Source organism: Bradyrhizobium sp. MI1.10 (assembly GCF_055811035.1).
In genome coordinates this window covers 98,692-115,941 of record NZ_JBVVPN010000003.1, presented here as the reverse complement: position 1 = coordinate 115,941, position 17,250 = coordinate 98,692, and the positions used below count along the sequence as shown (strand labels likewise).

Genomic DNA, 17,250 nt, shown 5'->3' with positions numbered 1-17,250 from the left:
GGTGGGGGTGGGGCGGGGCGGTGGGGGGGGGGGGGGGGCGCGTGCGCGGGGGGGGGTGGGGGGGGGGGCCCCCCCCCCCCGCGGCGGCCGGGGGGGGGCCCCCCCCCCCCCCCCCCACGACAGCGAGTGATGCGGCCTCACGCAGCCAGCATACTCCCGCTCCTGCGCAATCCCACATATTGCAGTTCGGCAAACACGCCGGTCGCGATCGCCTGCGCCACGACCATGAGCTCGCCGGCAAGATTCGGCGACACCGCGCCCGAGAGCAGCAGCGCGATGCTGCCGACCGTCCAGGCCGCGTTGCCGACCACGACTAGCAGCACCAGCGGCTTTGCCACGGAGCCGCGCGAGGCGAGCCAACCGACGAGCGCGGTGTAGGCGATCAGGAACAGGCCGGTCTCGCGCAGCAGCGCTTCGGGCAGGTTGAACAGCGACGCGAACGTGCTGGCGCCGAAAGTGAAACCGAGAGCGGCGACGCCGCTGAAGATCGCGTCGGCAAGAAGCGCGCGGCGAAGCAAGGTGGATGCGTCAATCATCGTGGTCTCCATGGTTGGGTTGGGCTCGAGGTGAAAGTCAGTGCAATCCGCGCCACCAGGCGCGGAGCAGGCGGGCGAGGCGGAACGGGCAAAGGCTCCTGCCGACGCCGTGCTCGAAGGCTGTGACCTGCGCGACGACATAGTCGCCGGTCGAATGCACCAGCGGCTCCGGCATGTTGAGGCCGCGCGCCAGCATCCGGGTTGCGAGTGCCATGGCCCAGGGAACAAGGTGGTCTGCGACGGTCCGGTAGAGCAGCAGTGCGATCATGGTCGTCTCCTGTTGCGACCCAAGATGCGCCGGCCCGAGGCCCAATTCGATTACCTCCGACGTAATGGAAGGGCCGAAATCTGCGTGCTAGGTTTTCGACCATGACCGCACATGCATCCACGGCACAGGCCGAACGCAGCCAGCCGGTCCATATCGGCGACCATCTGCGCGAATGGCGGCAGCGCCGCCGCATGAGCCAGCTCGATCTCGCCGGCGAGGCCGAAATCTCGGCGCGGCATTTGAGCTTCGTCGAGACTGGCCGTGCCGCACCCTCTCGCGACATGGTGCTCAGACTCGCCGAGCGCCTCGACGTGCCCTTGCGCGAACGCAACGTGCTGCTGGTCGCCGCCGGCTATGCCCCGGCCTTTCCGCAGCGCCCGCTGGAGGATCCCGCCTTGAAATCAGCCCGCCAGGCGATCGACCTCGTCCTTAGGGCGCATGAGCCCAATCCGGCGCTGGCTTATGACCGCCACTGGAATCTGGTCTCCGCCAACCGCATGCTGGCGCCGCTGCTCGCCGGCATTCCGCAGCGACTGCTCGGTCAGCCCTTCAACGTGCTGAGGCTTGCCTTCCATCCCGAGGCTCTGGCACCGCGCACGGTCAATCTCGCGGAATGGTGCGGGCATCTCCTGGAGCGGTTGCACCGGCAATGCGAGGCGACCGCCGATCCCGAGCTGATCAAGCTGTACAACGACCTGAAGAGCTATCCGATCCCGGCGCGTGCGGCGCCGCTGTCGAGCGACAATGTCGCGATCCCCTTCAAGCTGCGCCACGACGGGGAGATACTAAGTTTCTTCTCCACCACCATGGTGTTCGGTACGCCGGTCGACATCACGCTATCGGAGCTGGCTCTGGAAACCTTCTTCCCGGCCGACGAGCGCACTGCCGAGCGGCTCCGACAAATGGCAGCAGCCATGAGCTAGCGGCCTTGCCTCGGAATGGGTTCGGCTTATCTTTGGGCACAACCCGCAACGCCCGAAGGAGGCGCTCATGAGCACCCTAAAGCCGCTCCAGATTGACGTCGTCTCCGACGTGGTATGCCCCTGGTGCTATATCGGCAAGCACCGGATCGAGAGCGCGCTGGCGCTGGTGCCCGACGTTCCGGTCAAGCTCAATTTCCGTCCCTTCTTCCTCAATCCCTGGGTGCCGTCCGAGGGCATCAGCCGGGAGGAGTATCTCACCAAGAAGTTCGGCTCGGTCGAGGCCTATAAGGGCATTGCGGGACGCGTCGTTGCGGCCGCGGGCGAAGAGGGGCTCGTCTATCGGCCAGAGCTGGTCGCGCGTCAGCCCAACACCACCGACTGCCACCGCCTGATCCTCTGGGCCGAGGCGATCGGCAAGGCGCCCGAGATGAAGCAGCGCCTGATGGAGCTCTACTTCCGCGACGGCGGCGACCTCACCGATGTGAACGTGCTTGTGCAGGCGGCTGCCGATGTCGGCCTCGATCCCGACGACGTGCGCAAGCGCCTCGCCACCGACGAGGACGTCGCGCGCGTATCGGCGGACGCGCAGGAAGCCGCCGAGAAGGGCATCTCCGGCGTGCCGACCTACGTGTTCGCGCAAAAATACGCCGTCTCCGGTGCGCAGGATCCCAACATGCTCGCGCGCGCCATCCGCGAGGTCTCGGCGGAGATCAACGCCCAGGCGGCTGAGTAGGAGCTATCCTATTTACGAAGCAGGCGAACTGCGCGGCGCGCCGCCGCGTAGGCGATGCCGTGCGCCGCGAGCGCTCCGTGAACGAGCGCGACGATGGGGTCGTTCCGCAGCAACGGTATCAGCACGTCGCCGACGGCGAAACGCCCGCGCCAGATCGGGTTGATCATGGGGTGATCGGCGCTCGCGGTGGAATCCGCGCTGGCAATGGCCGGATCGGCGCAGAGGCGGCGGGTGAGCTCGAGCGTAAGCTGCACGCCCGGCGAATATCTTGCGAAGCGCTCGTCGATGCCGAGCTTGAAGAAGAAGGCGCGGTCCTGATGGCGCAGTACGATGCCGGCGGCCACCGGCATCGCGCCGGCGCGAAGGGTGACGATCTCGCATTGCGCGGTTTCTGCCAGCGCGGGAACGGCGCGGCGGATGAAGGTTGCATCGCCGGCATGCTGGACCAGCGCGGTTCCGCGCTTGCCCTTCCAGCCACTAGCTTCGAGCTGCAAAAATGTCTCGAGCGCCGGCCTGATCTCGTCGGGGCTGCGCGCGACGTCGAACACGGCCGCGCCGTGTTCTTCGAGACGATGGCGTTGGCGGCGTAGCTCCTTGAGCTTTTTGGTGCCGAGCGCGTCGCGAAGCAGCGTCTCACCGTCCTGGGTCGCGTCGAGGCTGGCGCGGATGTAGGAGTTGAGGAGGCGCGGCTTCAGGCCGTCGCGATTCAGAACCTGGTTGAGGGCGGTCATTGCCGCCCCATCGAGCGCGACATCGTTCAGCACGAGCGCATGCGCTCCGGCCGCGCGGGCCTGCTGCAACAGGCGCGCCGCTGCCTCGATCCGGGCATCGCGGTCGATCAGCGGGCTGCACAGCGTACCATAGGGATGCGCGCTCACCAGCGCGGGCAGGGGGATCTTCCATGCCCGCCAGAGCGAGATCACCGGCATCAGCCCGATCAGCCGCGATCCATCGCATGCGGAAAGCGCCGAGGCATCGGTGCGGCCGCGCGCGGTTGCGCTGACAGCGAGCTCCCAGCCCGGCAGGTAATATCCGTTCGGCTCGATCGCGCGCTGAGCGAGTGCGCGCCACTGGCTGGGTTCGATCGCCGTAAGCGGGACACGCGCGCGCGCCGCCGCGGCATGCTTTGCCGATGCCGGATTGATCGCAGCCTGGTGCGCGATATCGACCACGTCCCGTCGTCCCCGTTCAGGAGGCCATGCTTAGCGCAAAGATTGGAAAATACCGTTGGGACGCCGCTTCAATTCGAGTGGTAATATTAACGTCCCGTTGAGCATGCGGCCACGAGCCGCCGCATGGCGATTGCATAGGGTGGCAGAAGGCTGCCGGACGACCTCGGCCTGCATGGTTCGAGACGCCCGCTTGGGCGGGCTCCTCACCATGAGGGTCTGAAATCTCGCCGCAAACCGCGACCTCATCCTGAGGGCCCGCCCCAGGCGGGCGTCTCGAAGGATGGCCGCAAGCAAGCTTTCCGCCGCATCTTTCAGCTGCGATAGGCCTGGCATGCAGCGGGAGACAGCTGGCTATCGGTCACCCGGCACGAAATGGTCGCGCGCGCTTGCTCGTCCGCCGCCGGCAGTGTCGGTGATCCCGATGTCGATGTCGCGCGAGGTCTGCGGCAGCTGCGTCGGGCCGACCTGCACCGACAGCCGGACCTCGCGGGTCTGATCCTGCCCGACCTCGACGACGGGCTTGCCGTCAGCTGCAACCTCGATGCCGGCGACGCGAATTGTCGCGCCCGGCAGGCCGGAGACCTCGAGCGCAAACGACCGCTGCTCGCCCTTGTTGAGGATGCGCAGGGTGTAGTCGTTGCGGACGCCGCCACCGGCGAGCTGAACGAAGAGTGGATTGCGCTCGTGTAGCACGTTGACGTCCATCGTCGCACGCGTGGCGAGCGCGTAGAGCATGATGCCGCCAGCGATGGCAATGGCCGCGGTATAGATCAGGGTGCGCGCGCGGATGATGCGGTAAATCGGCGCCTTGCCCTCGCTCCGGCGCTGCATGTTGATGTCGGTATCGTAGCCGATCAGGCCGGCGGGCCGGCCGATCTCCCGCATCACGTTGTCGCAGGCGTCGATGCACAGGCCGCATTGGATGCAGCCGAGCTGGATGCCGTGCCGGATGTCGACGCCGGTCGGGCAGACATTGATGCACTGGTGGCAGTCGATGCAGTCGCCCGCGATGTCGCCATGGGTGCGGGCGACCTGCGCCTTCTTCACCGACATGCGTGGCTCGCCACGGTCGCGGCGATACGTGACGTTGAGCGCCCATTCGTCGGTCAGCGCCGCCTGGATGCGCGGCCAGGGACACATGTAGATGCACATCTGCTCGCGGGCGTGACCTGCAAAGGCGTAGGTCGTTGCGGTCAGGATGCCAATCCAGAGATAGGCGATGAACGGCGCCTGGACGGTGGCGAGCTCCTTCACCAGCGTCGGCGCGTCGGCGAAATAGAGCACCCAGGCGCCGCCGGTCCACCAGGCGATCATGATCCAGAGAAAGTGCTTGGTTGCGACCTTCCGGATGTGACCAAAGGTCCAGTAGCGCTTGTCGCCCAGCATGCGCTCGCGCCGGTCGCCCTCGACCCAGCGTTCCACTGCATAGAACAAATCGGTCCATAACGTCTGTGGGCACATGTAGCCGCACCAGATACGACCGGCCACCGCGTTCATCAGGAACAGCACCATGGCGGCAATGATGAGCAGGCCCGTGAAGTAATAGACCTCCTGCGGCCACAGTTCGATGAAGAAGAAATAGAACCGGCGATGCGGCAAGTCGACCAGGACAGCCTGGTTCGGCAGGCCGGGTCCGCGGTTCCAGCGAATGAAGGGCAGCAGATAATAGGTCCCGAGCGTGACGCAGAGGATCGCCCATTTGATGCGACGGAACGGCCCGTGGACCGATTGCGGGTAGACCTTCTTCCGCTTCTCGTAGAGCGGTCCCTCGATGATGGTGTCGTCGGTCATCCTGCGCTCCTCGCGTCTAGCGCAAGCGAGAGGCCTATCCGGGAGTGCAGAAGAGGCGGTACAGCGTCTCCAGCAACGCGCGGACTTCCTGGCTCGCGATACTGTAGTATATCGTCTGACCATCCCTTCTGGGTTTGACCAGGCTCAATGCGCGCATCTTGCCGAGATGCTGAGATAGTGCGGCCGACGACAGGCCCGCGATGTCGGCGAGTTCGCCGACCGACTTCTCGCCGTCCAGCATGTTGCAGAGGACCAGCAGTCGCTTCGGATTGCCCATGGCCGTGAGGAGGCGGGAAGCCTCCTCGGCCTTCTCCTCAAGCGCGACCAACTCTTGATTGCGGAGCTTGCGTTTCATGGCCGACATATATTAGTATATTCGAAAATACGAAAGAACTAAAGTAAAGGTATCCGCCCGCGCCGGGCGTGCTCGATCCGGAGGTCGCATGGTCTCGACATCATTTACGCCAATCGCCTCCCTTGTTGGCGGTGCGCTGATCGGCTTGTCTGCCGTTCTGCTGATGTGGGCGACGGGGCGGATCGCCGGCGTCAGCGGCATCGCGGCGCGGCTGTTTCCCCCTTACGAGGACCGCCAATTTCCTGGCCGGCTTGCCTTCATCGCAGGCCTCGTCGCCGCGCCCGTGCTCGTGCTGCTCGTCACCGGAAGCCTGCCGGCGCAGACAATCGAGGCGAATCCGGTCGTTTTGATTGTCGGCGGCTTGCTTACGGGCTTCGGTTCGGTCTGGGGCAGTGGCTGCACCTCCGGCCACGGCGTCTGCGGCCTGTCGCGGCTCTCGGCGCGCTCGCTGGTCGCGACCATGACCTTTATGGCGACCGGCATGGCGACGGTCCTCGTGATGCGGCACTGGAACTGATGGCGATGGCTATACCGGTTCAATTCTCGATCGGCGTGATTTTCGGCCTGGGCCTGATCGTCTCGGGCATGGCGAATCCGGCGAAGGTCCTGAACTTCCTCGACGTCGGCGGCATCCCGGCGGGGACGTGGGATGCGAGCCTTGCCTTCGTGATGGCCGGCGCGGTGGCCGTGACTTTCACCGGCTTCAAACGTGTCCTGAAGCTCGCGCGGCCCTACTTCGCCGAACGATTTTATCTTCCGAGGCGCAACGACATCGATCCCAGGATCATCGCAGGCCCCGCGATCTTCGGTGTGGGTTGGGGACTGGCGGGCTTCTGTCCGGGGCCGGCGCTGACCGCTCTCGGATTTGGCTCCGTGTCTGCCGTCATCTTCGTCGTTGCGATGAGTGCCGGCATGGCGCTCGCCCGCTTCGTCGCTCACCTGCCGTCATTGACGCGCTTCGTCACGCCGGCCGATCCGTTCGACACCTAGAGTAAACGCAGAGAGTAAGTCATGGACAAGAATTACCCCGAGATCACCCGCCAAATCTCCGCCAACATGCGCAAGCTGCGCAGCGACATTCCCGACACCATGAAGGGATTTTCCGCGCTTGCACAGGCCGCCACGCGCGACGGCGCGCTGGACAAGAAGACCAAGGAAATGATTGCGCTCGCGCTCGGCGTTGCCGCGCATTGCGATGGCTGCATCGGCTTCCATACCGAAGCCCTGGTCAAGCTCGGTGCAACGCGCGAGGAGGTCGAGGAGACGCTCGGCATGGCCGTCTACATGGGCGGCGGGCCGTCGCTGATGTATGCCGCGGATGCGATCGCGGCCTACGAGCAGTTCCAGCAGCAGACAGTTGCTGCCTGACGTCTGCGACACGAATCGCATGGGCGGGACCGGACGAGTTGTCTCGTTCGGTCCCGCCTGTCATGTCATCATTGATTACCAGCGGTCCCCGCCGACACCGACGCCAACACTGACGCCGGGCGCGCGGATACCGACGCCGCCGCGCGGACCATCGTCCCAGTCGCGATAGGTGCGGCGCTCATAGTAGCGGTCGCGCGGCATGGTCGCATAGGAGTCGCGCACGATCACGCGCGAGCCGCCGCGGGTGCGATAGCAATTGCCGGAATCGTCGCAGACCAGCCGCACTTGCTGGACGAGATCGGGGCTGGTGTATTCGCTGGTCGTATAGACGTCGGCGGCCTTCGCGCCGCTCACCGCTGCCAAGGCTCCGACACCAGCCAGCAATGCAATCGTGAATGTCCTCATCATGTCCTCCTCGAAACTGCCCTCGGCGGTAACAAGAAGGGGAGGCCATGATCGTTCCGGCAAAATTACAGGTTTTTCCCGGAACCGGATCGGATGTCGGCTTGATCTGCTTCCTAGATCGGCTCGTAGCTTTCCGACCCGCAGATGTCGTCCGCTTCGGCGCGGCGGCGATCGACCACCTTTCCGCCCGATATGGTCACGATGTAGGTCTGTGGCCCGAGCGGCGATCCGGTCGCCGAGGTGAGCTGGGCGCGGACGCAAGCTGTCCAGCCCGGTCCCCGCACCTCACGATGGGGTGAGGCGACATGCACCTCACGCGGATAGGCCGTGCTGAGGAAGACGAATTCGATCTGCTCGCGCACGACGCGTTTGACGTCGGGGGCCGCTTCGGGCGGCGGCTGCTCGGCCTCCTTCATGCGCATGAACTCGGGCACCGGTGCGCGGCTGTCGGCAAAGCCGCAGGCCCCGAGCGCGAGCGCGCTGGCCAGCAGCGCGGCGTGAGCAATAATCCGTAACATCCGTGAAGGTCCCCTGCGGGCCAAAATATAGGCACGAATGCGATCCGACGAAGACCCGGCCAATCAAGATTTGCTGAAGCCAGGATTTCTTGAAGCCAAGATTTCCTGGAGCAAGATTCCTGGAGCAAGATTTCCTGGAGCCAGAATTTCCTGAAGCCCTGGACCCCGCGGCATTGGCTATTCCATAATTGCCGGCTAGTTTGTACCCCAGACGAGGGGGATTGCGCCCATGAGGATTTTGGTCATAGCGGCCGCCGTGCTGGCGCTGGCGGTTGCCTCCGCGCAGGCGCAGATGGGCGGCGGCAGGCGTCAGCCTAACGAGGGCGGCCAGAAGGCGGACAACAAGCCCAAGGTCGACGAGAAGGCCTACAAGGCCGCGCTCGAGCGCATTCCCGAATCCAAGGAGAAGTACGACCCTTGGAGCGGGGCGCGTCCGCCTGAACCCGCCAAGAAGCCGAAATAGGTGAGGCGGGCGCTGGCGACCCGCCCCCGGTATTTGGCAGCTCTCATCACGCTCCTCTTGTTTTCGGCGCGGCCAGGCCTCGCCTGGGAGAGCTGGGGTGGCGATCCCGGTGGCTCGCGCTTCTCGCCATTGCGAGAGATCACGCCCGACAATGTCGGCAACCTGGTTCGGGCCTTCGAATTCCAGACGGGCGATCTCGCGGCGCGGCCGCCCGGAGTGATGCGGCGAACCAAATTCCAGGCGACGCCGCTGTTCGTCGAGGACAGCCTGGTCTTCTGCTCGCCTTTCAACGAGGTGATTGCGCTCGATCCCGGCACGGGCGCGCAGAAATGGCGCTACGATCCGAAGATCGCAATCAACCAGCGTCCCGCCAACCGCTACGTCTGCCGCGGCGTCACCTACTGGATCGACGATGAGGCGCCTGCGGATGCCGCATGTCGATCGCGTATCTTCATGGGCACGAACGATGTTCGCCTGATCGCGCTCGATGCGAAGACGGGTATCCCCTGTGGCGGATTCGGGGAGGGCGGTGAGGTCAGGCCCGATATCGGCATGAAGCTGGAATGGCCCGGCGAATTCCAGATCACCTCGCCGCCGGCGGTCGGCCGCGGCGTCGTCGTGGTCGGCTCCGCGATCGGCGACAACCGCCGCGTCGACGCGCCGAGCGGTGTGGTGCGCGCGTTCGATGCGCGTAGCGGTCAGCCGCGCTGGACGTTCGAGCCGCTCAAGCGCGACGGCATCGAAGCCGGTCACGCCAATGTCTGGGCGCCGATGTCGGTCGACGCGGCGCGCGGACTGGTATTCCTGCCGACGTCCTCGCCGTCGCCGGATTTTTGGGGCGGCAAGCGGCCGGGCAACAACGAGCATGCCAATTCGGTGGTCGCGCTGCGCATTGAGACCGGCGAACTCGTATGGGCATTCCAGACCGTGCATCACGACGTCTGGGATTACGATCTTCCGGCGCAACCGACGCTCACGCGCATCGACACCGGCGAAGGTCAGCGCGATGTCGTGATCCAGCCGACCAAGCAGGGCTTTGTCTTTGTGCTCGATCGCGATACCGGCAAGCCGGTGTGGCCGGTCGAGGAGCGCAGCGTTCCGCAGGGGGCCGCGGAAGGTGAACGGCTGTCGCCCACGCAGCCATTCCCGACGCATGTGCCACCGCTGATGTCGCAAAAAATCTCGACTGAGGATGCGCTCTCGCTCGTTCCTGGCCTGCGCCGCTCAGCTTGCGAGACGCAGTTTGCGGAGGCACGCAACGAGGGCCTGTACACGCCACCCTCAACGCAAGGCACGCTGGAGTTTCCCTTCACCGGCGGCGGCGTCAACTGGGGCAGCGCAGCCTTCGATCCCGTCAACCAGGTCCTCTATGCCAACACCAGCCGGGCCGTTCATCTCATCAAGCTGATTCCGCGGGCGGAGGCGGCCGGATTCGATCCTCCGCCCGGTCATGATTTCGGCCAGCAGAATGGTGCGCCGTTTGCGATGTCGCGTGCGGTGGCAATGTCGCCGCTCGGGTTTCTTTGCAACAAGCCGCCCTGGGGCGAGATGGTCGCGGTCGATCTGAAGGCGGGCAAGATCCTCTGGCGTTCGACGGTCGGCACCACCGAGGATCTCGCCCCGCTCGGCGTGCCGCTGCCGTGGGGTGCGCCGCTCGTCAACGGGCTCGCTGTCACGGCAGGCGGGCTCGTCTTCACCGGAGCGATGGACGCCTATTTGCGCGCCTTCGACGCGCGCAGCGGCAGTGAGCTGTGGCAGGGTCGGCTGCCCGTGCCAGGCGTCGCCAATCCGATGACCTATTTCTGGAAGGGAGAGCAGTATGTCGCGATCGGCGCCGGCGGCCACTCCGAGGCAGGCACCTCGATCGGCGACAGCATCGTTGCGTTTCGCCTGGCACTGCCCGGCGAGGGGCCGTCGTTATGGTCGCGTACCATCGATCGTCCCGGTGGGCGATTTTTTGCGGCATCATCGGCGATCGCGCTCGCGATTATCGCGCTCGTGGTTGCAGGCCTGCGCTGGCGGCGCCGAGGTCGTATCGCGCGAACATGACGCAGCATCGCGCGCGATGCGAACGATCATTCACATCATATGCACTACTGCACGAAAGCGAGGCCGATGCGCCTCTCGCTGCGCCAATTACGTTGAACTAAATTCAATCCTGGCGCTACTTGCACAGCGCTTCAGATTTCGTTTACGACGTCGAACCGGAAGTCACTCCGCCGATTTTCCCCCAAGCCGTTCCTTTGTGGCGCTACGCGCCGATGGAGATATTGATGAAGACCACGTTTTCGCTTCTGTTCGCCGCAGCGCTCTCGCTGTCGTCCATGCCCGCCCACGCCACCAAGCTCGATCTCGCGACCATGAGCTGCAAGCAGTTCTTGGAGAGCGGCGACGACACCATCAAGATGGTGCTGACCTGGATGGACGGCTGGTACAAGGGCGACGAAGAGAACGCGATCATCGACACCGACGTGTTCGTCGAGAACGCCAAGCAGTTCGGCAGCTATTGCGGAAAAAATCCGAACGTCAGCATCGTCACGGCGGCTGACGAAGTGCTCGGCAAGTAACGTCTCCCGCGTGACGGCGCGAAGCGCGATCGCGCTTCCTGTCTCGACATGACGCCATCGAGAGCCGCGGTGCGCTTTGCGCTCACGCGGCTTTCCTCTTTTCGGCTGATACTCACCCCGGCAGCATCGCGAACGCGCTCGACACCATCGCCACCGGCTTGTTGTCGGTGGCCGAGAGCAGCGTGACCCGGCCAAAGCTCATGCTGCGTCCGAGCCGCACCACGCGGGCGTCGGCCAGCACGTCCGACGAGGAGACCGCGCGCATGAAATGCGTGGTCTGGTCGACCGTCGTCATCGGTCGATAGCCGCGGTTGGCGGCGAGGTTCGCGATCACCATCGCGGTGTCGGCGAGCGCCATCAGCGCTTGGCCGCAGACCACGCCGCCGTTGCGGCACAGGCGCTCCGAGAACGGCATGCGCAGGAGCGCTGCCGGCTGCCAGTCCGGCACGTCCGGCGGCGGCAGGTGCTCGATGCGCTCGACCGACAGGTTGAGATCCTGGACCCAGGGCGCAAAGACCTCGCCGAGGATGCGTCGGGCCTCAGTGATGCCGAACTCGGCTTCTGGCTGCGATGGCATTGCTGTCGTTCCCTCCGTATTGTCGGATGTTCGGCAATCCGAGCAGACCGGCGCGGCAAAGTCACCCGGCCTGCCGCGGGTCCCGGTCGGCTTGAAAATGCCTGACTTCGCCCGGTATGATGCCACGGAGTGGGTATGGGGTGGGTGATGTTGCGTCGGTATGTCCTCGTGTTTTGTCTGGCCGGGCTCGGCCTGTTGCTGAACGGGTGCACCAAGTGCGGCCCGATCTGGGACGACTGGCTCCACGCGCCGAAATCGTGCAAATCGGACCGGCTCTAGCGGGCCGAGCGGCCCCTGCGGTTGTGACAGGGGCGACAAGGCGCGGGCGACCCGCGCCGCATGGATGATCAAGGAGCCAATGATGAAGCTTTTCCGTATGGCCGCGGTGCTGGCTGTTCTGGCGGGACCGACCGTGCTGGCGGGACCGGTCTATGCGCAAATGCCCAATCTCAATTTGCTGCAGGAGGGGCCTGGCAAGACCCCCGAGGAGAAGGCCGCGGAAGCCGAGCGCGACAAGGCCTACAAGGAAACGCTGAAGAAGATTCCGGATTCCAAGGCTTCCAACGATCCCTGGGGCGGCATGCGCTCCGATCCGCCGAAGCAGGCGGCGGCGCCAAAGGCGTCGGCCGCGACCGGTGCGCCGAAGAAGAAGTCCGGCACGTCTGCCAATTGACCATCTGCCCGATCGGAGGCGGTTGATGCCTCCGGCCGGGACTCCTCTTCGGTCGGCCTGCTTCCTACATTGCGCGAGAGCGTATTGCCTAAAGGAGGCGGAACATGGCCGATCGTCCGCGGGATCTCGCCGAGCGGATGGCGCGCCGGCGCACGATGGGCGGCAAGCCCGGCGCGACGGCCGGCGACGGCTATCTGCGCGAGACCTTCACGCTGCCGCGCGCGGCGGCGCGGGAGAGGGCGCAGGCCTTCTTCGCCCGCTATCCCAAGGCCGGCTATATGAGCGCGGTCGAGACTTGGCGCGAGCTGCCCGGCGGCGACATCGAATTCACCATGCGACGGCTGCCCAGCGCGGATTAGGGCCGGCCCCTATTCGAAGGTCTCGGATGTGATGCGGATCCGGAACACGGGCTCCTTGGCCTCGTCCAGCAGCTCCATGTTCCATTCGGAATTTTCCTGGAGCTTGCGGGCGATGCCGGCGGCCATGTCGGCGCAGACGCTGGTCATCTCCTTCCAGGCCAAATCGCGATCGGCAAATTCCGACGCCTGGTCGGCGCAGCCGGAATAGCGGCCGTTCCGGATGCGAAAGAAGTAGAGCGGCATGGTTCGTACCGATCGCGCCTGATGGCTCCGTCCCCACGGCCAAATTCGCGGGCAGTCCAATCCCAAACCATCGGCAGATCAATTCCGGGCGGCTACGGAATAGCCCCATGGACGCGGCTGCGCCCCTGCAAGCCATGCTGCCGACGATCTCGGTCCGGCCGCTCAGGTCGCGTTGCGCCCGATCGCCTTCAGCTCCCGATCGATGCGCAGCTGCACCCGCCGGATCGCCAACAGATCGATCTTGGTCTCGGTCCTGCCGGTCTTGATCTGCTCGCCGATCCGGAACTGCCACTGCCAGATGCCGGGAAGTGCCGTCTTGGCGACGGTGAACTCGATGCCCCTGTGATTCATGGCCTTCTCCCACGATTCACTCCCAACCCTGAGAACATGCCGGGCGGCATAATATTCCAGGGAAAGCCAAATCTGTCGGTAAGCCCCGGATAGCGCATGGCTATCCCGCAAACGCACGCGCTGCCGCCCAGCGGCGGCGCGAGGCCTCTCCGTGGTTCTCCGGCCAAGAACAGAGTTCCTGGGATGGGTCAGGGCGCCTTCCCGAACGCGGCGGCATGTGCCTTGCTTGGCCCGATGACGGTCAGCAACATGGGCGCGTCATGCCGGGCATTCCCCGCCGCTATTCTCATTTCGTGTTCGGAATCATCCAGTCCGGACTGACCTCGCTGATCGCCGCGGGCATCGCCAGCCTTCCCGCAGGGAACGCGCTGGACTTCCTGGCGCACTGGCTGGTGTCGTGGCTGATCGCATGGGCGGCGATGCTGCCGATCGTGCTGCTCGCAGCGCCGGCGATCCGCGCCTTCTCGCTGCGCCTGACGCAGGAGGAGGGCGGCTCGCAAACCGGCCGGCCGGCATGAAAATCAGCATGAAAAAACCCCGCTTGGAAGAGCCAAGCGGGGAGAAGGTTATTGGAGGCTGAGGTGCTGGGCTGCAACACCATAGCCAGGCGACTCTAGCCGGCTCAGCTTACGACAGCCTGACAAGGCCCGGCGATGACAGCGAAAGCCGGAGCTCGGGGGCCGCAGACTGGCCCCGCACCGGTCCCAATTTCGACATCCGTTCGCACAACTCAGGACACAACCGCAGGCGAGATTTCGCAGCGACGGTGCTGCCATGGGGGAAACGTGGCGCACCGGCAACGGGGTGGCATCATGGACAACGTAGAGCGGTCATTCGCCGCCGCGACGGCGGCTGGCTTCGTAGTGCTGGTGATCGGCATCGGATTGCTGGTTCTGCTGTAGGCGGGGTTGGGTGCCGGGAGACGGCTCCGGGGTGGAAAGGCCCATGCGCGCCTTTCAAAAACGCGAAAACAACCCCATGCACAGTAGCCCGCCCACAAATTCCGTCGTGCCATCAATGGCTTACTGGTAGTATTTAGATACCATATGGGCACGGACTCGCCTCCATGGCCGTCCGAATCCCGATTCCCGTGCCGATTCCCTGAGATCAAAGGGCGCTGCTCCGGGATCGTCGCCAGCGCGTTGCCGCTGGCAAACACCGACGCCTGCCGAGTCGGCAAGCGGGTCTCGGTCAGCTCCTAAGCGCTCGTCCTCGCGGCCTAATGAACCTTGATCGCGTCCAGCGGCAAATGGAGCTCGGCGGCACGCTCTTCGCGATCCTTCTTGCGGAACTCATTCTCCTTGCGCTCGAACTTGATCATCTCCTCCCGCGCCGCCTCCAGCAGCGGATTGCGCCGGTTCGTATCGTGATGCGTGTTATTCGTCATGACTGAGGTCCCCAGAGTTGCGGTCCCGTCCAAGAGTCCGATGCAAGACTCCCATGCAAGAGTCCCATCCCAGAGAAGGCCGCAGACCGCGAAAAGGTTCGGTGCCGCAGGATTACGGAATTCTGACGGCGCGCAGGGCATCCGTCTTTGATGCGCGTCAGGCCAGCACCAAAATCCGCAAAAGAACATATTGCGAACCTAGAACAAATAGAGTACATTGATTTTATCGCCGCGCCGCCCCGCCAGCCGTTTGTCCCTCTAGCGAATCCTCGCCATAAGGAGCACGACCCAATGTCCACCACTGCCCTGCGTATCGTCGAAGGATCTTCCATGGACAAGAGTAAAGCTCTGGCCGCCGCGCTCTCCCAGATCGAGCGGCAGTTCGGCAAGGGCTCGGTGATGAAGCTCGGCAAGAACGACCGCTCGATGGATGTCGAGGCGGTCTCTTCGGGCTCGTTGGGGCTCGATATCGCGCTCGGGATCGGGGGCCTGCCGAAGGGGCGCGTCGTGGAGATCTACGGGCCGGAATCCTCGGGCAAGACCACGCTGGCGCTGCACACGGTGGCGGAAGGGCAGAAGAAGGGCGGCATCTGCGCCTTCATCGACGCCGAGCACGCGCTCGACCCGGTCTATGCGCGCAAGCTGGGTGTCAATATCGACGAGCTCCTGATCTCGCAGCCGGACACCGGCGAGCAGGCGCTGGAAATCTGCGACACGCTGGTGCGCTCCGGCGCGGTCGACGTGCTGGTGATCGATTCGGTCGCGGCCCTGGTGCCGAAGGCCGAGCTCGAGGGCGAGATGGGCGATGCTCTGCCGGGTCTGCAGGCTCGTCTGATGAGCCAGGCGCTGCGCAAGCTGACGGCGTCCATCAACAAGTCCAATACCATGGTGATCTTCATCAACCAGATCCGCATGAAGATCGGTGTGATGTACGGCTCGCCGGAAACCACCACCGGCGGCAACGCCCTGAAATTCTATGCCTCGGTTCGCCTCGACATCCGCCGCATCGGCGCGATCAAGGAGCGCGACGAAGTGGTCGGCAACACCACCCGCGTCAAGGTCGTCAAGAACAAGCTGGCGCCGCCGTTCAAGCAGGTCGAGTTCGACATCATGTACGGCGAGGGCGTTTCCAAGATGGGCGAGATCCTCGATCTCGGCGTCAAGGCCGGCATCGTCGAGAAATCCGGCGCATGGTTCTCCTATGACAGCCAGCGTCTTGGCCAGGGTCGCGAGAATTCGAAGGCGTTTCTGAAGGCCAACCCCGACATCACCGCCAAGATCGAGACCTCGATCCGCCAGAACTCCGGCCTGATCGCCGAACAGATTCTCGCCGGCAGCCCCGAGCGTGACGCCGACGGCGAGGAGCCGGGCGACGAGTAAGCTTCAACAGTAAAGTTTTTCGCGAGGAGCGGGCGCTGAGGACGTTGAGTTGCCGACGTCTTCGGCGCCTGTTTCGTTTGGGTTTGGTCGTGCTCGGGGGGCGCGATGAAGCGTCTGATCTTGACCAGTTCGTCCGGAAGCGAGCTCGCACGATCGGGGTTGGCGGAGCTTGTCATCTCATCCTCGTTTCACTTTGAGTGGGGACCTCTGCCCTCGCCCGAGAAGCTCGTAGCCTATTTCGCGGCGCGTTCGGCGAATCTCGGGCCCGGTGATCATTGGTCTGATTGGGCCATCCGGTGGCCCAAGAGCATCAAGGACCGCAAAGACTTGTCCCTTGCGGACTTCTGCGAGCAATATGACGTGGTTGAACTTTGGTTCGATCCAGCTCCCCGGGATCAATTGCAGCTCGTCTGCCTGCTGGACCACCTCAGCTCCTGCTCCTCGCTGGTGCCAAAGCTTAGACTTCGACTCGTCTCATCCGAGCTGACGACAGCACACGGTGAGGATCTCGCTGCATCCGAGCCGCACATTCATGTCGTGCCTATTAGGGCCCAGGAATTCGAGACTGCCCGGTTGGCGTGGTCGGCCTACCGCGCGATGACCCCTGAGGCGTGCGTCGATCTCCTTCACCAAGATCTCAGTGCATTGCTGATGCTGCGCCCGGCCTTGCTCGATCTCTTGGCAGAACTCCCGTCGCCTTCGACCGGACTCGGTGCGACCGAGATGCGGTTCTTGGAGATGCTTGCCAGAGGGTTTGCGAACACGGGTTCGTTGTTTCACCTGCGCTCGCATCGGCGCACGTTCGTGTTTGGAGAGACTGAGTTGGGTCGGTTGCTCGACGGGCTCGCGCTCGGCCCCAGGCCCGCAGTGGCCGGATTGGACGACGAACTGCGGACAATCGATCGCGAGAATCACAGGGATCGCCACGCCGCATATGTACGCAGCCGACTGTCACTGACGGAGTTCGGGGAGGCTGTCCTGGCCCACCAGGAGGATTTCAGTCGCCACAATCCGATCGACCGCTGGTGGGGCGGCACGCATCTGACCAATGATCGGCTGTGGCGTTACGGCCATGTTTGACGAAACCTTGAGGCTGCGAGCATGACACGGCTCGTTATCACGACTGACTCGTCCATCGCCGGCGCCATTCAACGGGCGGGCTTTGCCGACCTCGTGATTGC

The 17,250-nt window shown here is 64.6% G+C and carries 24 protein-coding genes; 13 read left to right on the top strand and 11 right to left on the bottom strand.

Translation table 11 applies throughout. The annotated features are described in order from the left end of the window. Window positions 1–137: 137 nt before the first annotated feature. Together AC0L3K_RS04765 and AC0L3K_RS04760 are read right to left on the bottom strand one after the other, a co-directional pair. On the bottom strand, window positions 138–536 hold the full coding sequence (locus AC0L3K_RS04765) for a hypothetical protein (RefSeq protein ID WP_354128051.1): 399 nt from the start codon (window positions 534–536) through the stop codon (window positions 138–140). 37 nt (window positions 537–573) lie between these two features. After that, window positions 574–804 (bottom strand): hypothetical protein, encoded by a 231-nt coding sequence (locus AC0L3K_RS04760; RefSeq protein ID WP_198288280.1) that lies wholly within the window; start codon window positions 802–804, stop codon window positions 574–576. A gap of 101 nt (window positions 805–905) precedes the next feature. Between AC0L3K_RS04760 and AC0L3K_RS04755 the strand changes: the two genes are divergently transcribed. Together AC0L3K_RS04755 and AC0L3K_RS04750 are read left to right on the top strand one after the other, a co-directional pair. After that, window positions 906–1,727: a helix-turn-helix domain-containing protein gene (locus AC0L3K_RS04755; RefSeq protein ID WP_219685023.1), complete on the top strand. Its 822-nt coding sequence runs from the start codon at window positions 906–908 to the stop codon at window positions 1,725–1,727. A gap of 67 nt (window positions 1,728–1,794) precedes the next feature. Beyond that, the gene (locus AC0L3K_RS04750; protein ID WP_354128052.1) at window positions 1,795–2,460 is read left to right on the top strand and encodes a DsbA family oxidoreductase; all 666 of its coding nucleotides are present in this window, start codon (window positions 1,795–1,797) and stop codon (window positions 2,458–2,460) included. 8 nt (window positions 2,461–2,468) lie between these two features. Here AC0L3K_RS04750 and AC0L3K_RS04745 read toward each other — a convergent pair whose 3' ends face one another. The 3 genes from AC0L3K_RS04745 to AC0L3K_RS04735 all read right to left on the bottom strand — a co-directional run bounded on the left by AC0L3K_RS04745 (window position 2,469) and on the right by AC0L3K_RS04735 (window position 5,778). After that, window positions 2,469–3,632 (bottom strand): GNAT family N-acetyltransferase, encoded by a 1,164-nt coding sequence (locus tag AC0L3K_RS04745; protein WP_354128053.1) that lies wholly within the window; start codon window positions 3,630–3,632, stop codon window positions 2,469–2,471. A 351-nt stretch (window positions 3,633–3,983) separates the two neighbouring features. Beyond that, window positions 3,984–5,423: a cytochrome c oxidase accessory protein CcoG gene (gene ccoG, locus AC0L3K_RS04740; protein WP_354128054.1), complete on the bottom strand. Its 1,440-nt coding sequence runs from the start codon at window positions 5,421–5,423 to the stop codon at window positions 3,984–3,986. A 34-nt stretch (window positions 5,424–5,457) separates the two neighbouring features. Then, window positions 5,458–5,778 carry an ArsR/SmtB family transcription factor gene (locus AC0L3K_RS04735; RefSeq protein ID WP_007602193.1) on the bottom strand — a complete coding sequence of 107 codons (321 nt, stop codon included), beginning with the start codon at window positions 5,776–5,778 and terminating at the stop codon, window positions 5,458–5,460. Between the two features lie 88 nt (window positions 5,779–5,866). Here AC0L3K_RS04735 and AC0L3K_RS04730 point away from each other — a divergent pair, with 88 nt between their 5' ends. From AC0L3K_RS04730 to AC0L3K_RS04720, 3 genes are read left to right on the top strand one after another with little or no spacing between them, the layout of a single operon-like run. Beyond that, complete coding sequence (locus tag AC0L3K_RS04730; protein ID WP_007602194.1) at window positions 5,867–6,295, top strand: YeeE/YedE family protein; 429 nt, start codon at window positions 5,867–5,869, stop codon at window positions 6,293–6,295. 5 nt (window positions 6,296–6,300) lie between these two features. Beyond that, window positions 6,301–6,768: a DUF6691 family protein gene (locus AC0L3K_RS04725; protein ID WP_473365498.1), complete on the top strand. Its 468-nt coding sequence runs from the start codon at window positions 6,301–6,303 to the stop codon at window positions 6,766–6,768. 21 nt (window positions 6,769–6,789) lie between these two features. Beyond that, the gene (locus AC0L3K_RS04720; RefSeq protein WP_007602197.1) at window positions 6,790–7,146 is read left to right on the top strand and encodes a carboxymuconolactone decarboxylase family protein; all 357 of its coding nucleotides are present in this window, start codon (window positions 6,790–6,792) and stop codon (window positions 7,144–7,146) included. Between the two features lie 75 nt (window positions 7,147–7,221). On the opposite strand, the gene AC0L3K_RS04715 is transcribed toward AC0L3K_RS04720, so the two are convergent. Together AC0L3K_RS04715 and AC0L3K_RS04710 are read right to left on the bottom strand one after the other, a co-directional pair. Beyond that, entirely contained in the window at window positions 7,222–7,554 is a 333-nt protein-coding gene (locus AC0L3K_RS04715) for a hypothetical protein (RefSeq protein ID WP_035994586.1), read from the bottom strand. A gap of 110 nt (window positions 7,555–7,664) precedes the next feature. Continuing rightward, window positions 7,665–8,069, bottom strand: a complete 405-nt coding sequence (locus tag AC0L3K_RS04710) for a hypothetical protein (RefSeq protein WP_007602199.1) — start codon at window positions 8,067–8,069, stop codon at window positions 7,665–7,667. Between the two features lie 229 nt (window positions 8,070–8,298). Between AC0L3K_RS04710 and AC0L3K_RS04705 the strand changes: the two genes are divergently transcribed. From AC0L3K_RS04705 to AC0L3K_RS04695, 3 genes are all read left to right on the top strand, one after another. After that, a complete protein-coding gene (locus AC0L3K_RS04705) occupies window positions 8,299–8,532 on the top strand; it encodes a hypothetical protein (RefSeq protein ID WP_007602200.1) in 234 nt (77 codons plus the stop codon). A 33-nt stretch (window positions 8,533–8,565) separates the two neighbouring features. Continuing rightward, window positions 8,566–10,581, top strand: coding sequence for a pyrroloquinoline quinone-dependent dehydrogenase (locus AC0L3K_RS04700; RefSeq protein WP_473365497.1), 2,016 nt, complete (start codon window positions 8,566–8,568; stop codon window positions 10,579–10,581). A 224-nt stretch (window positions 10,582–10,805) separates the two neighbouring features. Next, complete coding sequence (locus AC0L3K_RS04695; protein WP_007602202.1) at window positions 10,806–11,099, top strand: HdeA/HdeB family chaperone; 294 nt, start codon at window positions 10,806–10,808, stop codon at window positions 11,097–11,099. A 112-nt stretch (window positions 11,100–11,211) separates the two neighbouring features. On the opposite strand, the gene AC0L3K_RS04690 is transcribed toward AC0L3K_RS04695, so the two are convergent. After that, the gene (locus tag AC0L3K_RS04690) at window positions 11,212–11,676 is read right to left on the bottom strand and encodes a PaaI family thioesterase (protein ID WP_007602203.1); all 465 of its coding nucleotides are present in this window, start codon (window positions 11,674–11,676) and stop codon (window positions 11,212–11,214) included. Between the two features lie 361 nt (window positions 11,677–12,037). Between AC0L3K_RS04690 and AC0L3K_RS04685 the strand changes: the two genes are divergently transcribed. Further along, the gene (locus AC0L3K_RS04685; RefSeq protein WP_007602205.1) at window positions 12,038–12,349 is read left to right on the top strand and encodes a hypothetical protein; all 312 of its coding nucleotides are present in this window, start codon (window positions 12,038–12,040) and stop codon (window positions 12,347–12,349) included. Between the two features lie 104 nt (window positions 12,350–12,453). After that, the gene (locus tag AC0L3K_RS04680) at window positions 12,454–12,708 is read left to right on the top strand and encodes a hypothetical protein (RefSeq protein ID WP_219685014.1); all 255 of its coding nucleotides are present in this window, start codon (window positions 12,454–12,456) and stop codon (window positions 12,706–12,708) included. A gap of 9 nt (window positions 12,709–12,717) precedes the next feature. Here AC0L3K_RS04680 and AC0L3K_RS04675 read toward each other — a convergent pair whose 3' ends face one another. Together AC0L3K_RS04675 and AC0L3K_RS04670 are read right to left on the bottom strand one after the other, a co-directional pair. Beyond that, window positions 12,718–12,951 (bottom strand): DUF6894 family protein, encoded by a 234-nt coding sequence (locus AC0L3K_RS04675; RefSeq protein ID WP_018456379.1) that lies wholly within the window; start codon window positions 12,949–12,951, stop codon window positions 12,718–12,720. 162 nt (window positions 12,952–13,113) lie between these two features. Further along, entirely contained in the window at window positions 13,114–13,302 is a 189-nt protein-coding gene (locus AC0L3K_RS04670; protein WP_007602208.1) for a hypothetical protein, read from the bottom strand. A gap of 260 nt (window positions 13,303–13,562) precedes the next feature. Between AC0L3K_RS04670 and AC0L3K_RS04665 the strand changes: the two genes are divergently transcribed. After that, window positions 13,563–13,820: a DUF2798 domain-containing protein gene (locus tag AC0L3K_RS04665; protein ID WP_007602209.1), complete on the top strand. Its 258-nt coding sequence runs from the start codon at window positions 13,563–13,565 to the stop codon at window positions 13,818–13,820. A gap of 701 nt (window positions 13,821–14,521) precedes the next feature. Here AC0L3K_RS04665 and AC0L3K_RS04660 read toward each other — a convergent pair. Further along, window positions 14,522–14,689 carry a hypothetical protein gene (locus tag AC0L3K_RS04660; RefSeq protein ID WP_354128059.1) on the bottom strand — a complete coding sequence of 56 codons (168 nt, stop codon included), beginning with the start codon at window positions 14,687–14,689 and terminating at the stop codon, window positions 14,522–14,524. A gap of 291 nt (window positions 14,690–14,980) precedes the next feature. On the opposite strand from AC0L3K_RS04660, the gene recA reads away from it, so the two are divergent. Beyond that, the gene (gene recA / locus AC0L3K_RS04655; RefSeq protein ID WP_007602214.1) at window positions 14,981–16,069 is read left to right on the top strand and encodes a recombinase RecA; all 1,089 of its coding nucleotides are present in this window, start codon (window positions 14,981–14,983) and stop codon (window positions 16,067–16,069) included. A 105-nt stretch (window positions 16,070–16,174) separates the two neighbouring features. Continuing rightward, window positions 16,175–17,149 carry a hypothetical protein gene (locus AC0L3K_RS04650; RefSeq protein WP_354128060.1) on the top strand — a complete coding sequence of 325 codons (975 nt, stop codon included), beginning with the start codon at window positions 16,175–16,177 and terminating at the stop codon, window positions 17,147–17,149. Window positions 17,150–17,250 lie beyond the last annotated feature (101 nt).

Excerpts from the sequence above, each read along its gene's own strand:
- AC0L3K_RS04690 (WP_007602203.1), bottom strand. The coding sequence starts at position 11,676 with ATGCCATCGCAGCCAGAAGCCGAGTTCGGCATCACTGAGGCCCGACGC.
- AC0L3K_RS04750 (WP_354128052.1), top strand. The coding sequence starts at position 1,795 with ATGAGCACCCTAAAGCCGCTCCAGATTGACGTCGTCTCCGACGTGGTA.
- AC0L3K_RS04730 (WP_007602194.1), top strand. The coding sequence starts at position 5,867 with ATGGTCTCGACATCATTTACGCCAATCGCCTCCCTTGTTGGCGGTGCG.
- AC0L3K_RS04715 (WP_035994586.1), bottom strand. The coding sequence starts at position 7,554 with ATGATGAGGACATTCACGATTGCATTGCTGGCTGGTGTCGGAGCCTTG.
- AC0L3K_RS04650 (WP_354128060.1), top strand. The coding sequence starts at position 16,175 with ATGAAGCGTCTGATCTTGACCAGTTCGTCCGGAAGCGAGCTCGCACGA.
- AC0L3K_RS04710 (WP_007602199.1), bottom strand. The coding sequence starts at position 8,069 with ATGTTACGGATTATTGCTCACGCCGCGCTGCTGGCCAGCGCGCTCGCG.
- AC0L3K_RS04765 (WP_354128051.1), bottom strand. The coding sequence starts at position 536 with ATGATTGACGCATCCACCTTGCTTCGCCGCGCGCTTCTTGCCGACGCG.
- AC0L3K_RS04680 (WP_219685014.1), top strand. The coding sequence starts at position 12,454 with ATGGCCGATCGTCCGCGGGATCTCGCCGAGCGGATGGCGCGCCGGCGC.
- recA (WP_007602214.1), top strand. The coding sequence starts at position 14,981 with ATGTCCACCACTGCCCTGCGTATCGTCGAAGGATCTTCCATGGACAAG.
- AC0L3K_RS04685 (WP_007602205.1), top strand. The coding sequence starts at position 12,038 with ATGAAGCTTTTCCGTATGGCCGCGGTGCTGGCTGTTCTGGCGGGACCG.
- AC0L3K_RS04675 (WP_018456379.1), bottom strand. The coding sequence starts at position 12,951 with ATGCCGCTCTACTTCTTTCGCATCCGGAACGGCCGCTATTCCGGCTGC.
- ccoG (WP_354128054.1), bottom strand. The coding sequence starts at position 5,423 with ATGACCGACGACACCATCATCGAGGGACCGCTCTACGAGAAGCGGAAG.
- AC0L3K_RS04720 (WP_007602197.1), top strand. The coding sequence starts at position 6,790 with ATGGACAAGAATTACCCCGAGATCACCCGCCAAATCTCCGCCAACATG.
- AC0L3K_RS04660 (WP_354128059.1), bottom strand. The coding sequence starts at position 14,689 with ATGACGAATAACACGCATCACGATACGAACCGGCGCAATCCGCTGCTG.
- AC0L3K_RS04705 (WP_007602200.1), top strand. The coding sequence starts at position 8,299 with ATGAGGATTTTGGTCATAGCGGCCGCCGTGCTGGCGCTGGCGGTTGCC.
- AC0L3K_RS04735 (WP_007602193.1), bottom strand. The coding sequence starts at position 5,778 with ATGAAACGCAAGCTCCGCAATCAAGAGTTGGTCGCGCTTGAGGAGAAG.
- AC0L3K_RS04725 (WP_473365498.1), top strand. The coding sequence starts at position 6,301 with ATGGCTATACCGGTTCAATTCTCGATCGGCGTGATTTTCGGCCTGGGC.
- AC0L3K_RS04665 (WP_007602209.1), top strand. The coding sequence starts at position 13,563 with ATGCCGGGCATTCCCCGCCGCTATTCTCATTTCGTGTTCGGAATCATC.
- AC0L3K_RS04760 (WP_198288280.1), bottom strand. The coding sequence starts at position 804 with ATGATCGCACTGCTGCTCTACCGGACCGTCGCAGACCACCTTGTTCCC.
- AC0L3K_RS04695 (WP_007602202.1), top strand. The coding sequence starts at position 10,806 with ATGAAGACCACGTTTTCGCTTCTGTTCGCCGCAGCGCTCTCGCTGTCG.
- AC0L3K_RS04670 (WP_007602208.1), bottom strand. The coding sequence starts at position 13,302 with ATGAATCACAGGGGCATCGAGTTCACCGTCGCCAAGACGGCACTTCCC.
- AC0L3K_RS04755 (WP_219685023.1), top strand. The coding sequence starts at position 906 with ATGACCGCACATGCATCCACGGCACAGGCCGAACGCAGCCAGCCGGTC.